The 12,806-nt window shown below is 63.9% G+C and carries 15 protein-coding genes; 10 read left to right on the top strand and 5 right to left on the bottom strand.

Annotated elements, in window-relative coordinates; all coding sequences use genetic code 11:
• The 3 genes from ACN0YL_RS04730 to ACN0YL_RS04740 all read left to right on the top strand — a co-directional run bounded on the left by ACN0YL_RS04730 (position 1) and on the right by ACN0YL_RS04740 (position 1,116).
• Complete coding sequence (locus ACN0YL_RS04730) at positions 1 to 207, top strand: Trm112 family protein (protein WP_417492133.1); 207 nt, start codon at positions 1 to 3, stop codon at positions 205 to 207.
• Positions 207 to 515, top strand: a complete 309-nt coding sequence (locus ACN0YL_RS04735) for a gamma-butyrobetaine hydroxylase-like domain-containing protein (protein WP_417492134.1) — start codon at positions 207 to 209, stop codon at positions 513 to 515. Before ACN0YL_RS04730 ends, ACN0YL_RS04735 begins: the two co-directional genes overlap by 1 nt.
• A 61-nt stretch (positions 516 to 576) precedes the next feature.
• Positions 577 to 1,116: a DsrE family protein gene (locus ACN0YL_RS04740; RefSeq protein ID WP_417492135.1), complete on the top strand. Its 540-nt coding sequence runs from the start codon at positions 577 to 579 to the stop codon at positions 1,114 to 1,116.
• A gap of 12 nt (positions 1,117 to 1,128) precedes the next feature.
• On the opposite strand, the gene ACN0YL_RS04745 is transcribed toward ACN0YL_RS04740, so the two are convergent.
• Complete coding sequence (locus ACN0YL_RS04745) at positions 1,129 to 2,403, bottom strand: UbiH/UbiF/VisC/COQ6 family ubiquinone biosynthesis hydroxylase (protein WP_417497208.1); 1,275 nt, start codon at positions 2,401 to 2,403, stop codon at positions 1,129 to 1,131.
• Positions 2,404 to 2,509: 106 nt separating this feature from the next.
• Between ACN0YL_RS04745 and ACN0YL_RS04750 the strand changes: the two genes are divergently transcribed.
• The 4 genes from ACN0YL_RS04750 to xth all read left to right on the top strand — a co-directional run bounded on the left by ACN0YL_RS04750 (position 2,510) and on the right by xth (position 7,412).
• On the top strand, positions 2,510 to 4,933 hold the full coding sequence (locus tag ACN0YL_RS04750) for a DNA translocase FtsK (protein WP_417497209.1): 2,424 nt from the start codon (positions 2,510 to 2,512) through the stop codon (positions 4,931 to 4,933).
• A gap of 57 nt (positions 4,934 to 4,990) precedes the next feature.
• Entirely contained in the window at positions 4,991 to 5,665 is a 675-nt protein-coding gene (locus ACN0YL_RS04755; protein ID WP_417497210.1) for a LolA family protein, read from the top strand.
• A 328-nt stretch (positions 5,666 to 5,993) separates the two neighbouring features.
• On the top strand, positions 5,994 to 6,575 hold the full coding sequence (locus ACN0YL_RS04760; protein ID WP_417492139.1) for a hypothetical protein: 582 nt from the start codon (positions 5,994 to 5,996) through the stop codon (positions 6,573 to 6,575).
• 24 nt (positions 6,576 to 6,599) lie between these two features.
• A complete protein-coding gene (gene xth, locus ACN0YL_RS04765) occupies positions 6,600 to 7,412 on the top strand; it encodes an exodeoxyribonuclease III (RefSeq protein ID WP_417497211.1) in 813 nt (270 codons plus the stop codon).
• 28 nt (positions 7,413 to 7,440) lie between these two features.
• Here xth and ACN0YL_RS04770 read toward each other — a convergent pair whose 3' ends face one another.
• Complete coding sequence (locus ACN0YL_RS04770; protein ID WP_417469321.1) at positions 7,441 to 8,127, bottom strand: response regulator transcription factor; 687 nt, start codon at positions 8,125 to 8,127, stop codon at positions 7,441 to 7,443.
• A gap of 259 nt (positions 8,128 to 8,386) precedes the next feature.
• Here ACN0YL_RS04770 and ACN0YL_RS04775 point away from each other — a divergent pair, with 259 nt between their 5' ends.
• Positions 8,387 to 8,890, top strand: a complete 504-nt coding sequence (locus ACN0YL_RS04775; protein WP_417497212.1) for a L,D-transpeptidase family protein — start codon at positions 8,387 to 8,389, stop codon at positions 8,888 to 8,890.
• On the opposite strand, the gene ACN0YL_RS04780 is transcribed toward ACN0YL_RS04775, so the two are convergent.
• A complete protein-coding gene (locus tag ACN0YL_RS04780) occupies positions 8,887 to 9,561 on the bottom strand; it encodes a YggS family pyridoxal phosphate-dependent enzyme (protein WP_417497213.1) in 675 nt (224 codons plus the stop codon). The genes ACN0YL_RS04775 and ACN0YL_RS04780 overlap by 4 nt on opposite strands.
• On the opposite strand from ACN0YL_RS04780, the gene ACN0YL_RS04785 reads away from it, so the two are divergent.
• Positions 9,560 to 10,180 (top strand): thiamine phosphate synthase, encoded by a 621-nt coding sequence (locus ACN0YL_RS04785; RefSeq protein ID WP_417497214.1) that lies wholly within the window; start codon positions 9,560 to 9,562, stop codon positions 10,178 to 10,180. The two genes, ACN0YL_RS04780 and ACN0YL_RS04785, sit on opposite strands and share 2 nt — an antisense overlap.
• Here ACN0YL_RS04785 and ACN0YL_RS04790 read toward each other — a convergent pair.
• The gene (locus ACN0YL_RS04790) at positions 10,177 to 10,659 is read right to left on the bottom strand and encodes an NtrZ family periplasmic regulatory protein (protein ID WP_417497215.1); all 483 of its coding nucleotides are present in this window, start codon (positions 10,657 to 10,659) and stop codon (positions 10,177 to 10,179) included. The two genes, ACN0YL_RS04785 and ACN0YL_RS04790, sit on opposite strands and share 4 nt — an antisense overlap.
• 103 nt (positions 10,660 to 10,762) lie before the next feature.
• On the bottom strand, positions 10,763 to 11,965 hold the full coding sequence (locus tag ACN0YL_RS04795; RefSeq protein WP_417497216.1) for a hypothetical protein: 1,203 nt from the start codon (positions 11,963 to 11,965) through the stop codon (positions 10,763 to 10,765).
• Positions 11,966 to 12,308: 343 nt separating this feature from the next.
• On the opposite strand from ACN0YL_RS04795, the gene ACN0YL_RS04800 reads away from it, so the two are divergent.
• On the top strand, positions 12,309 to 12,803 hold the full coding sequence (locus ACN0YL_RS04800; RefSeq protein WP_417497217.1) for a DUF3576 domain-containing protein: 495 nt from the start codon (positions 12,309 to 12,311) through the stop codon (positions 12,801 to 12,803).
• Positions 12,804 to 12,806 lie beyond the last annotated feature (3 nt).

The following is a 12,806-nucleotide window of genomic DNA, read 5'->3' on the forward strand; positions in this document are numbered from 1 at the left end:
ATGAGTGACCCGTCCACCGGAACCGCCAACCGCGCCGTCGACCCGAAACTGCTTGAGATCCTCGTCTGCCCGGTTACCCGCGGACCACTGGTCTATGATCGCGAGGCGCAGGAGCTGGTGTCCGAGGGCGCCGGCCTCGCCTATCCGATCCGCGACGGCATTCCGATCATGCTGCCCGAGGAAGCCCGGCAGCTGGAGCAGACATAATGGCGCGCGCCTGGCCCGAGAAATTGCGTTTTTCAAAACAGGACAAGACCCTGCAAGTGCTGTTTGACGATGGCGCCGCCTTCACGATCCCGTTTCAGACGCTGCGGGTCGAGAGCCCCAGCGCCGAGGTCCAGGGCCATGCGCCCGACCAGAAGGTCACCGTGACCGGCAAGGAAAACGTCCTGATCTCGGCCGCCGAACCGGTCGGACGCTATGCCGTGCGCCTCGTCTTCGACGATGGCCATGATAGCGGCCTGTTTACCTGGGACTATCTTTACGCTCTCGGCGAAGCCGCCAACCCCGCCTGACCCCACTGGCGCGCCCCGGGGGCGAGGTCTAGGGTGTCTGGGAATTTCACACAGGTGCGACATGAAACGCTTCACAATCATCCCCACGCTTGCAGCGATGACCCTTGGCGCAAGCGCCGCCTGGGCCGGACCGGACGACTTCACGACCGGACCGCTGATCGAAGCCTATGGCGCTGTCGCAGTGATCGACAACCAGATGTCCATTCCCGATGGCACGGTCTTCCAGGTCGCGTTTGATATTTCGACGCCAGCGGAAGTCGGTGAGCTTAACCGGCAGCTGGTCAGCGCAGCACGTTTTCTCAACATGCATACCGCGGCAGGGATTGCGCCCGAAAATCTTCAGCTTGGCATCGTGATCCATGGCGGCGCGGTGCGGGATGTCTCAAGCGACAGCCATTTCACGCCCGGCGTCGAACCGGCCAATGCCGATCTGGTTGCAACCCTGATCGCCCACGGCGTCAAGATCTATGTCTGCGGTCAGAGCGCCGCCTATCATGATGTCGGCACGGAAGATTTGCTGCCCGGCGTCACCATGGCGCTGTCAGCCATGACCGCGCACGCCCTGCTACAGCAGGACGGCTACAGCCTCAATCCATTCTAGGCCAGGTCCGTCTCAGGCAGCGTCCAGGCGCTCGCCGCGCAGCAGCCGGGGCGGATCGCCGGTCTCGCCGCCAGCCTGGCGCATGAAGAAGCGCCGCGCCGGTCCGATGCCGTTGACGATCGACAGGCCGAGACCGCGCAAATGCCGCAACGGCGCTATATCGTTGGAGAACAACCGATTGAACAGATCGGTGCCGGCTGCCAGCGAGGCGCTGTCGAATTTGCGCCAGTCTTCATAGCGCCGCAGTGTCGTCAGGGCGCCGATGTCGAGCCCGACCCGTTTCGCCTCGCCGCAAACCTCGGCCAGTGCCGCCGCATCCCGGATTCCAAGATTGAAGCCCTGGCCGGCCAGCGGGTGAATGCCGCGCGCGGCGTCGCCGACAAAGGCGATCCGTTCGGTGCAGAAAGTCTCGGAAAATTTCAGACCCAGCGGATAGGCCCAGCGCGGCCCGACCGGGCGGACATCGCCGAGAAAATCACCAAAGCGATTCTCAAGCTCCTGCTGGAAAACCGTGTCATCGGCGGCTTTCAGGGCGTCGGCAACATCACTCGGCTCGGTCCATACCAGAGATGAGCGATTGTCCGGCAATGGCAGAATCGCAAAGGGGCCGGAGGGCAGGAAATATTCATAGGCGACGCCATTATGCGGCTCGGCGTGCTGGACCGTGGCGACGAGGCCTTTCTGGCCGTAATTCCAGCCGACGCTGCGGATTCCGGCCTGTTGGCGAATGCGCGAGAACTTGCCATCGCAGGCGACCAGCAGTCTGGCCGACAGCCGGCGGCCGTCAGCGAGCTCGACCGTCACACCATCGGGGCGGGTTTCATAACGCTCCGCGGTTGCCGGCGCGATGCTGACAATATTGGGCCGCTGCAGCACGGCACTGGCCAAGGCCTGCCGGGTATGGCGATTTTCGGCCATCCATCCCAGCGGCTCACCATCAGGCCCCTCGTTGATTTCGCGCCGGTCGAAATGCAGGCTGTGCGGCCCCGGTCCGCCCGGCTTGATGCCGCCATACGGCCGACCATCACAGACCATGATGTGCTCGATGCGCGCGGTATGGGGCCGCAAGGCTTCGGCCACGCCCAAGGCTTCAAACAGGCGCCATGAGGTATAGGCCAGCGCCGAGGCCCGGCCGTCGAAATCCGGCGCCAGCTGGGTGTCGATCGGCAGGGTGTCAATCACCGCGACCCGCAGGCCCGCCTGTTCCATGGCCAGGGCCAGGGTCAGCCCGGCCAGGCCGCCACCAACGATGACGGCATCACCGTCGAAGAAATCTTGCTCGCTCATGGGGGCGAGAATAGGGATATTTCGCGGTCGGGAAAGCGGGCATCGCGCCGCAGCCGCATTAACCTCTGTTTACCACCCGGATACCCTTGCCGCGCTAAACCGGGGCATGACCAAACGCGCGACTGTAGAAACCGATGACCTGGCACCGCAGCCAGACCGGATCTGGCTGGCACGGACCTCCGACCTCCTGCTCGGTGTCGTGATGCTGGCCGGTGGCGGCTTCCTGCTTGCCTCCCTGCTGAGCCATAACGCGCTCGATCCGAGCTGGAATGTCTCGGCCGCCGGCGAGGTGCGCAATCTGATGGGCGTGCCCGGGGCCGGAACGAGCGATCTCATGCTGCAATCCCTCGGCTGGTCAGCGGCTGGGCCCGCGATCGCGCTGATCATCTGGGGTGGCATTCTCGTACTGCGACGCCCGCGCCGCCGGCCGGGCAGCATTGCTGCCTGGCGCTGGCTCGCCGCGGCCATCGGCACATTCGGTTTTGCCGCCGCTGCCAGCGCCCTGCCTGTACCCAATGCCTGGCCCTTTGCCAGCGGGCTGGGCGGTGCGATCGGCGACATGATGCTGGGCGGCCTGCGCAGCCTGCCGGCCTCGGTCGACCTGCCCGCGGCAACGGGCATCGCCGCAACGCTCGGCCTTGTCTTCGCTGTGGCCGGGATATTCTTCACCTTCGGGCTGCGCTCGCGCGACCTTTCGGCTGCCTATGACGCGGCCGGACTGGCCTGGGCGACAGCGCGGGTCTGGTTCGATTCGCTGCGGGGCCACGGACTGTCGCTAGGCCGGTTGCTGAGTGATGCCGGCAGCCGCCCGGATGATCGGGAGATGCCGCGGCGCGAAGAGCCGGTGCTGCGCCGTGCCATGCGCGCCGCCGATAGCGAGCTCTCCGATGAGGATGAGGCCGCATTTGACGATGCCCCGGAGCCTGCCTTCAGTTCCAGCGTCAAGGTCGCGCCCACCCGCCGCGCCTCGGCCTCGGGCCGCGACAGCCGCGAGGCCCAGGGCGCCCTGCCATTCGTCAAGTCGAGCGGCTTCAAACTGCCGCGCCTCGACCTTCTGGCCAAGCCGCAGGCACGCAATGCTGCCGTCGACGAGTTGTCTCTGCGCCAGAATGCCGTGCTGTTGCAGGGCGTGCTCACTGATTTCGGGGTCAAGGGCGAGATCGTCCAGGTGCGACCCGGCCCCGTGGTTACCCTGTATGAATTCGAGCCGGCGCCCGGCGTGAAATCCTCACGGGTAATCAATCTGGCTGACGACATCGCGCGCTCGATGAGCACAACCGCCGCCCGCGTCGCCGTCGTACCGGGGCGCAATGCGATCGGGATTGAATTGCCCAATCCAAAGCGTGAAACCGTGTTCCTGCGCGCGCTGCTGAACTCGAAAGTGTTCGAGGACAGCAAGGCCGAATTGCCGATGGCGCTCGGCGAGACCATTGGCGGCGAGCCTTTCGTTGCCGACCTGGCGCGCATGCCGCACCTGCTGATCGCCGGGACCACCGGGTCCGGGAAATCGGTCGGCATCAATGCCATGATCCTGTCACTGCTCTACCGGCTGCCGCCGGAAGATTGCCGCATGATCATGATTGATCCGAAGATGCTCGAATTGTCGGTCTATGACGGCATTCCACATCTGCTGACGCCCGTCGTGACAGATCCAAAGAAGGCGATCGTGGCGCTGAAATGGGCAGTGCGCGAGATGGAAAGCCGCTATCTGCGCATGTCGAAGATCGGTGTGCGCAATGTCGCCGGCTTCAATGAACGCGTTGCCGCCGCGACCGCCAGTGGCGAACCGCTCTCGCGCACGGTCCAGACCGGCTATGACCGCGAAAGCGGCGAACCGATTTTCGAGACCGAGATCATCCAGGCCGAGAAAATGCCGTATATCGTCGTGGTTATCGACGAGATGGCCGATCTGATGATGGTCGCCGGCAAGGAGATCGAGGCCGCCGTTCAGCGCCTGGCGCAGATGGCGCGCGCTGCCGGCATCCATGTCGTGATGGCCACCCAGCGCCCCTCGGTTGACGTCATCACCGGTACGATCAAGGCCAATTTCCCGACCCGGATTTCCTATTCCGTCACCTCCAAGATCGACAGCCGGACCATCCTGGGCGAGCAGGGTGCTGAACAGCTGCTCGGCATGGGGGATCTCCTCTACATGGCCGGCGGCGGACGCCTGCGGCGCCTCCACGGCCCGTTCGTGTCCGACACCGAGGTCGAGGAAGTCGCCGCCTATCTCAAGAAACAGGGGGCGCCGGAATATCTCGAGGCCGTCACCGCCGACAGCGAAGATGGCGACAGCGGCGCGCTCGGGCTCGACGGCGAGGCCAGCAGTGGTGACGCGCTGTTTGACCAAGCCGTGGCTCTTGTTGCCCGCGACCGCAAATGCTCGACCAGCTATATCCAGCGACGGCTGCAGATCGGATATAACCGCGCCGCCACCTTGGTTGAGCGCATGGAAGACGAGGGCATGGTCGGCCCGTCCGACCATGCCGGGCGGCGCGAAATCTATCTTCCCGAGCACAATGCCGCCTGAGCCGGGAATGAACATCAAAGCCTTGCTCGCGCCGCAATCTCACGGCAGCTTGGCGCCATGATCACGCACCTGATTTCCGCCCTGCTCCTGCAGGCCACGACTCCGGCGGCCGACGCGTTGCCTGAGCCTGCATCCGCGCAAACGCCGCCAGCGACCCTGCAAGCGGAGCCGGCCGCGTTTGATCGCGAGGCGGCTATTGCCGACGTCAACACCTATCTCAACGCGATCACCACCCTTCGTGCCCGCTTCATCCAGATCGCGCCGAACGGCAGTGCCACACGCGGCCTGTTGTCGATGTCGCGGCCGGGCCGGCTCCTGTTCGAATATGACGACCCGTCCCCGATCCGGGTGATTGCCGATGGCACCACCGTGGCGCTCGAGGATCGCGCGCTTGAGACGGTTGACCGGGCGCCCCTGCGCTCAACCCCGCTCTGGTGGCTGCTGAAGGCGGATATCGATATCGCCACCGATGCAGAAATCATCGATATCCGTAGTGAATACGGATTCCTGTCGGTGGTCGTGCGCGATCCGGATGGTGAAATGGACGGCGAGATCGAGTTCCTGTTCGCCGGACCGGAGCTGGAATTGCGCGAATGGTTCGTCACCGATGCCCTGGGCGAGGTGACACGGGTCAGCCTGCTGGAAACCGAAACCGGTATCGCGCTAAACCCGCGACTGTTTGCGATACCTGACCCGCAAGCCGAGCGCGATTCCCGGCGCGGACGGCGCTGACACCTGCGACATTTTGACCACAGGCAACACCTTTCTAATATTTTATTTGTATATTTTTTCCAGCCGTGTCGTTATTACTACGCTGACTGAGAGATAAGGGATCGGCTTCGTCCCCCCGCTTGCGGATCCTCACCTCAGTCGCGCCGGTCTGATCCCCTCCCGGCGCTGCGACGATGAAAAATTCGCGCACAGCTCGGCGCCCGGTCTCCCCCCCCTTGGGACCGGGCGCCTTTCATTTCGGCCCCCGCCATGATCCGCATTTCCCCTGTGCAGGCGGCCGATTGGGCGTTAAACAGCACGCATGCAATTTCACGACAATTCCGACGACGTGGATTTCACACGTCTGCTCGAGGAAATCCCTCTGCTCTACAAGGCGCGCGCCTTTGCCGAGAGCCTCAACGCCAATACCTGGTTCGCCAGACTCGGCGAGCCGCTCGACCCGCGTGATCGCACCCTGGCCCGCGCCTATCTCGATGGCCTTGGCTTTCCGGAAGCCGAGCCGGCCCTGCTGTCGGACTGGAGCGAAGCGGCGACCGCCGCCGAAAGTCTCGACCGTGACCCGGTCGGCTGGGAAGCCGAGGAAATGCTGCGGGCCGGGCTCATCAGCCGCGTCCTCGAGCGGCTCGACGAGGACGCCGTCAACGTGGCCCTGTCCCAGGTCGGCAGCAAGACACATGAATCGTCGCGCGATGCCGTTGAGGAAGCCGCCTCCATGGACGATATCGAGGACATGGAACTTGTCCACGCCGCTGCGGGCGCACTGGCGCAGGCAGCCAATGGCGCCGCACTGGTCATCCTGGCCGAGGCCGAGGACGATGAGCCGCCACACCCCTTCCTCGCACGCTGGCGCCTGTTCGCCCGCGGCCGCTGGCCGGTCGGTCTGGCCGGTGCCAGCTATAATATTCTCTGATCGTCGGGACGAAAGAACACAGCCATGAGCGGTATTTCCATTGCCACCTGGAACATCAATTCCGTGCGCCTGCGCGCGCCCAGCGTGGCGGCCTGGGTGGCAGAGGCCGATCCCGACATTTTGTGCCTGCAAGAGATCAAATGCCTGAGCGAGCAATTCCCGGAAGAGGCCTTTCGGGAAATGGGGTTCCGGCATTTTCACATCCGCGGGCAGAAGGGCATGCACGGGGTTGCGATCGCCTCGAAACTGCCGCTTGAGGATTTGCCCGACGAGGATCTGTGTCCAAGGTCAGAGGCGCGGCATCAGCGCGTTGGCGTCGCCGGTTTTGAACTGCACAATTTCTACATCCCGGCCGGTGGCGACGAGCCGGACCCGGCGATCAATCCGCGTTTCGCCCACAAGATGGAATTCCTCGACAAGCTCGAGGCCTATTTTACCCGGCGCGCGACAGAAAAGACTCCGCTCATCCTGGTCGGCGATTTCAACATCGCGCCCTATGAGCATGACGTCTGGTCACACAAGCAATTGCTCAAGGTCGTCAGCCACACCCCGGGCGAAGTGGATGCACTGGAACGGATCCGGCTTGCCGGCCAGTTCAGCGATGTCGCCCGTGAACTGATCCCGCTGGACGAGAAAATCTACACCTGGTGGAGCTATCGCGCGAAAGACTGGAAGGCTGCGAATCGAGGCCGCCGTCTCGACCATATCTGGGTCTCTCCGGAGCTGCACGACCAGGCCGTCGCCGGTGGCCGCGAGGCGCTCAGGGTCTGGGATCATGTCCGCAGCTGGGAAAAGCCGTCCGACCATGCTCCTGTCGTGCTGACATTGCAGGCCTAGACCTTGTCACACCGGCGAGGCCCGCCGTTCAGTGGGCCAGCCGGTAACCGCCGCTCTCGGTGACAAGCAGGCGTGCGTGCGAGGGATCAGGTTCAATCTTCTGGCGCAGCCGGTAGATATGGGTTTCCAGCGTGTGGGTGGTGACCGCCGGATTATAGCCCCAGACCTCGTGCAACAGCTCCTCGCGCGGCACAGCCTTGGCGCCGGCGCGATAGAGGTATTTGAGGATATTGGTCTCTTTCTCCGTCAGCCGGACTTTTTTCTGGTCCGCCGTCAGCAAGAGCTTCATCGCCGGGCGGAACTCGTACGGGCCGACCTGGAAGACAGCGTCCTCGCTCTGCTCGTGACTGCGCAGATGCGCCCGCACCCGCGCCAGCAGTACGGAAAACTTGAAGGGTTTGGTGACGTAGTCATTGGCACCCGATTCGAGGCCAAGAATCTGGTCGGAATCGGTATTCTGACCGGTGAGCATCACGATTGGCGCCGTGATACCGTTCTTGCGCATCAGACGGCAGGCATCGCGGCCATCCATATCGGGCAGATCGACATCCAGAAGGATCAGGTCCGCCCGCTGGTCACGCGCCACCGACATGCCCGCGCCGGCGGAACCGGCCGCCAGGGTCTGGAATTCCTCGTGCAAATCGAATTGTTCGACCAAGGCTTCGCGCAGATCATCGTCGTCATCGATGATCAGGATTGATTTCTTTGAGCTCATATCGCCGATCATGCCGATTTCGCGACACAAGGCAAATACTACCGGCCGGCAAGGGTAACCGGGCAATTTTTGCCGGGTTCGCTGTGGCAGGCCTTGTGTCAAACGCTTGATTTATGGCCCGAAAATTGCTTCTACAGGCGGGAGTCCGGTCTCCGGACACCCAGCCGTGGTGGGGAAGGCGAAGGGGACGCCAGACATGGCTTCATGCCATGAAACAGGCGTCCCTCGCCGACCATCCGGCAATGCCCAGGTTGTTGTCATGGACTGGATCGTTTCCGCATCAGGCTCGCTGGAGCTGGACGGTCAGCGCGTCCGCGCCGCCCTCGGCCGCTCCGGCATATGTGCCGCAAACCTCAAGCAGGAAGGCGATGGCGCCACACCCACGGGCCGTTATCGCCTGCGCCGCGTGCTGTACCGGTCCGACCGCATGCCGGTGCCCGGGACAGATTTGCCCTGCCGGGAAATCCACGCTGATGATGGCTGGTGCGACGATCCCGCCGACCCGGCCTATAACCGCCCGGTCCGACTGCCTTATCCGGCGTCGCATGAAACACTTTTGCGTGAGGACGGCCTCTACGACCTGGTCCTGGTGCTGGGCCATAATGACGATCCGCCCGTTCCCGGTGCCGGATCGGCGATCTTCCTGCACTGCAAGCGCGGGGATTATGAACCGACCGAGGGCTGTGTTGCACTCGACCCGACCGATGTGAAACGCTTGCTGGCCCTGGCGAAACCCGGCGACGCACTCGTAATCGAGCCCTAGGGCCGGTCACCGAAAAAAGCGGTGCCGATTCGCACCGAACTGGCTCCAAGCGCAATCGCGGTCTCGAAATCGGCGCTCATCCCCATCGACAGTTCGCGCAGCCCGTTCTCACGGGCGAGCTTGGCGAGCAGGGCAAAATGCAGCCCGGCCGGCTCGGCCGTCGGCGGAATACACATCAGGCCATCGATTACCAGACCATGCTCATCGCGCATGCGAGCCAGAAAGCCGGGCAGTTCGACCGGAGCGATCCCGGCCTTTTGCGGTTCTTCGCCCGTATTAACCTGGACCAGAAGCCGAGGCGTGCGACCGCTGGCCGTCATTGCGTTGCGCAGAGCAAGCGCCAGCTTATCGCGATCGAGCGTTTCGATGACATCGAACAGCTCCACGGCCTCGTGCGCCTTGTTGCTCTGCAGCGGCCCGATCAGGCGCAATTGCAGATCCGGAAAGGCGGCACGGCGGTCACCCCAGTGGGCGTAGGCCTCCTGGACACGGTTTTCACCGAAAACACGCTGACCAGCCTCGAGCGCTGCGACCAAGGCTGCGTCGGGCTGGCGTTTCGAGACGGCGACGAGGGTAATATCGGACGGATTGCGTCCGGCCTGTTGCGCGGCAGCCGCAAGCTGTGCGAGCAAGTGGGTGCGGCGTGCCGCGATATCCGGAGATTTTTCCATGACGCGGCCATATGATGCACAGCCCGGCTTGGCAAGACTGGCCAAGCGGGTTCGCGGCAGGCGGAGCTGCGATCTGCCGGCACTGTTCGCGCTGACAGACCCGGCCCGAACCCCGGACCCGATTGCCTATGCCCGGGCACTCACGCCCGGCACCGGGCTGGTCTATCGCCATTACGGAGCCGCCGACCGGTTCGAAACCGCACTGACGCTGGCCCGCATCGCGGATGAATGCGGCCTGTTGCTGTTTGTCTCCGGTGATGTCCGGCTTGCTGACCGTGTCGATGCCCATGGCATTCACTGGCCCGAACGGATGCTGGGCGCCGCCGCCTCACGACGCATGCGCGGCGACCGGCGCCCCTTCACCGCATCCGCACATTCGGCTGCCGCCGCACAACGCGCCCGGCTGGCCGGAATAGATGCAGTGTTTTATTCGACGGTCTTTGCCAGCAAAAGTGCGACAGCCGGACGGCCGCGCGGGATATTCGCCGCGGCCGCGCTGGCACAAAGTGTGGAGATACCGCTCTTCCCGCTCGGCGGCGTCAATGCGCGCACGGGCCGTCGGCTGTGTGGATTGGGGTTTGCGGGATTGGCCTGCGTCGGCGCCTTGTCAGACGACTAGAAACGCAAAGCCGATTCAAACTTGATCTCGGGCTGACGTTCATCACTGTCGGTCAGGCGGAAAATCGGGTCTTCAGGCGAGATCAGGCGAACCTGGCCGCCAAGGCGGAAACGCTCGCCCAGATTGATGAATGCACCGGCGCTGAGGTCATTGACGTCGCTGCGGACATCGGACCCATCCTGGATGCCGACACGGACGCCCCAGCGGCCGCCGGGCGATTCCCAGTCAACGGTGGTTTCCATGTCGAGACCAGGGAGCATTCGCTCATTCATCGACAGGGTGAAGGCCTCATACCAGGGCGTCTCGACGCCGGGCGCATCGGTGAGCGCACCCTGGGATGGCGCCTGAACGACCGGTTGAGCGGTGTCCGATGTGTCCTGGGCTTGGGCGGCTGGCGCAAGGCTCAGCATTGCCGTTGCGATCGAACCAGCGATCACGGTCTTGGCCAACAGGCCCCGGCAATTTCCCCACTTGGACATGGAACTACACTCCCTCGGTTCGTGAGACTAGCCAAAGGCAAACGACTCCCCAAGCGGATTCTGCCGAGGCCGAAAAAGAATCTCGCCAGCTGTGGCGGATATGTCAAAACTGCCAGCCGAGCTCGGCGAAAATAGCCGCCCCCTCGAGCCGGATTTCATCGCGCCCGGCGGGCGTCAACACCGGATCGTCGCGGGTCGAGGCCTGTACGCCGCCGCCAACCACCCAGCGCTCGCCAACGAGCCGCGAACTGCTGAGCTGGACGGTCTGCCCGTCGACGTGAACGAGGTCATCACTGAAGCGCGCCAGTTCAAGCGAGGTCAGCCACGGGCCCTGTTCCCAGGCGGTGGAGATCGACCAGGCCTCATAGGAACCGTCCGCAGCAATGCCGTTATTGCTCCGCAGCCAGCGCGCGCCGGCACTCAGCGCTCCACGGCTCCAGGAGAAGCCCGCATCGCGAGTGCTGATACCGGAAAAGCCGGCCAGCCCCGTCGCCTCGCTGCCTTCGCTTGCCCCCAGGCTGATGGCGAAGGCGTTATCGCCGCGACGTATGTCATAGCGGGCACCGATTTCCCAGACATCATCGAACACAGGGCTGACCAGGCCGGCGGGTCCGTCGCCCCAGGCACAATGGTCAACACCGCAATCGCGCACACGGGGAGTGAAGGATGTGGCGAACCGGAAAGAGCCGATCGTGGAGGCCTGTCCCAGCGCGATGGAGTGAAACACAAGCTTGGGCGAATAGCCCGAGCTCAGATTGATGGTCCGGGCGCCGCTCAGGCCTGTCAGATCGACACGGCCGCCGTCGGCGCGGCTCAGACGGAAGGCCGTCGGCCCGCGCTCGGCATCCAGCACCGCAGCACCAGAACCATATCCGGCGCGGAGCTCACCCCAACCGATATCCACATAACCATATCCGGACTGGAGCGCGACCCGCGTCGTGTCACTGGCACCGGCGGTTGCTGACTGGAAGCCGGAACTGCCGGCCCGGACCGCGCGCGCGGTGCCTGCGACTAATGTGGAGGCACAATCAGCCAGGCCGGGCGGACAATCGCCAACCCGGCCACCCCAGGCCCGGCGACCGGAATCCTGCTCGACCCGGCCTCCCAGGACGAAACCCCAGCGGCGCCCTGAGTCCGTATAGGTTTCGAGCTGCAGCTCGGCATCAAGGTCAAAGAGAAAATCGGATGATGGTGCAGCATCAATCCCGGCAAGCCAGGCACTACCGATGTCGAGCCGCAGTTCCGGCTGGAAGCCGCTGGCGGGTTGTGCGGAGCTTCGGGATGATAAATCCGGGGATTGAGCCATCTGGGCCAAAGCCGGCGGGCCCGCGAGGCTACCGGACAAAGCGGCGACAAGTATCGCGCTGAAAGTCCGTATCATACCTCGCGGCCCCGCCGATCGGCCCCGTCCCCCCGGACGTCGCGGTGTTAATGGAGGCGACAGACCGGCTATGGTCAAGCGTCCGCCACCTTTCCGGCGAGGGTTCCTCGTCACATGTTGCAGTCTTGCCACGCTCACATGGGTGCCTTTCGGCGCTGGCGCGAGCAAGATGGCGTGTTATACACACATTCTCGATACCCCCGAGCCCACAAGTTTCTGGTGTGAGGGAAGTGTTTTCGCCGTTTTTGCATTGAAGGAGTTACGGCACATGTCCGACAGTCGGATCCTTGGCGCGGCCCTGCTCGCCGCCCTCCTGTTTCTCCCGGCCTGCTCCACCAGCGGCAGCGAAGCCTCTCCGGAAGCTGCTTCCTCGCAGCGCTCGTCCGGTTTTCGCTTGCCGAACCCGCTGCGCAGCAATCAGCCGGTCGCGCCTGAAGGTATTGGCGTCAACGGTTATCTGTGGCGTGCCAGCCTCGACACGATCAGCTTCATGCCGCTCTCCGAGGTCGACCCGTTCGGCGGCGTCATCATCACGGACTGGTATGCGAACCCGCAAATGACCTCCGAGCGCTTCAAGCTGACCGTCTATATCCTTGATACGCGCCTGCGTGCCGATGGCCTTGCGGTCAATGTGTTCCGCCAAGTCCGCGAGGCAGATGGTGGCTGGATCGATGCCGAGACCGACCCGCAAACCTCCTACGAAATTGAAAACGCTATCCTGACCCGGGCTCGCCAGCTCCGCATTGCGCGACTGGAAGATTAGGGC

The sequence above is a fragment of the Maricaulis sp. genome (assembly GCF_048269565.1).
In the GTDB taxonomy this organism is placed as follows: domain Bacteria; phylum Pseudomonadota; class Alphaproteobacteria; order Caulobacterales; family Maricaulaceae; genus Maricaulis.

Excerpts from the sequence above, each read along its gene's own strand:
- ACN0YL_RS04730 (WP_417492133.1), top strand. The coding sequence starts at position 1 with ATGAGTGACCCGTCCACCGGAACCGCCAACCGCGCCGTCGACCCGAAA.
- ACN0YL_RS04735 (WP_417492134.1), top strand. The coding sequence starts at position 207 with ATGGCGCGCGCCTGGCCCGAGAAATTGCGTTTTTCAAAACAGGACAAG.
- ACN0YL_RS04740 (WP_417492135.1), top strand. The coding sequence starts at position 577 with ATGAAACGCTTCACAATCATCCCCACGCTTGCAGCGATGACCCTTGGC.
- ACN0YL_RS04745 (WP_417497208.1), bottom strand. The coding sequence starts at position 2,403 with ATGAGCGAGCAAGATTTCTTCGACGGTGATGCCGTCATCGTTGGTGGC.
- ACN0YL_RS04750 (WP_417497209.1), top strand. The coding sequence starts at position 2,510 with ATGACCAAACGCGCGACTGTAGAAACCGATGACCTGGCACCGCAGCCA.
- ACN0YL_RS04755 (WP_417497210.1), top strand. The coding sequence starts at position 4,991 with ATGATCACGCACCTGATTTCCGCCCTGCTCCTGCAGGCCACGACTCCG.
- xth (WP_417497211.1), top strand. The coding sequence starts at position 6,600 with ATGAGCGGTATTTCCATTGCCACCTGGAACATCAATTCCGTGCGCCTG.
- ACN0YL_RS04770 (WP_417469321.1), bottom strand. The coding sequence starts at position 8,127 with ATGAGCTCAAAGAAATCAATCCTGATCATCGATGACGACGATGATCTG.
- ACN0YL_RS04775 (WP_417497212.1), top strand. The coding sequence starts at position 8,387 with ATGGACTGGATCGTTTCCGCATCAGGCTCGCTGGAGCTGGACGGTCAG.
- ACN0YL_RS04785 (WP_417497214.1), top strand. The coding sequence starts at position 9,560 with ATGACGCGGCCATATGATGCACAGCCCGGCTTGGCAAGACTGGCCAAG.
- ACN0YL_RS04780 (WP_417497213.1), bottom strand. The coding sequence starts at position 9,561 with ATGGAAAAATCTCCGGATATCGCGGCACGCCGCACCCACTTGCTCGCA.
- ACN0YL_RS04790 (WP_417497215.1), bottom strand. The coding sequence starts at position 10,659 with ATGTCCAAGTGGGGAAATTGCCGGGGCCTGTTGGCCAAGACCGTGATC.
- ACN0YL_RS04795 (WP_417497216.1), bottom strand. The coding sequence starts at position 11,965 with ATGGCTCAATCCCCGGATTTATCATCCCGAAGCTCCGCACAACCCGCC.
- ACN0YL_RS04800 (WP_417497217.1), top strand. The coding sequence starts at position 12,309 with ATGTCCGACAGTCGGATCCTTGGCGCGGCCCTGCTCGCCGCCCTCCTG.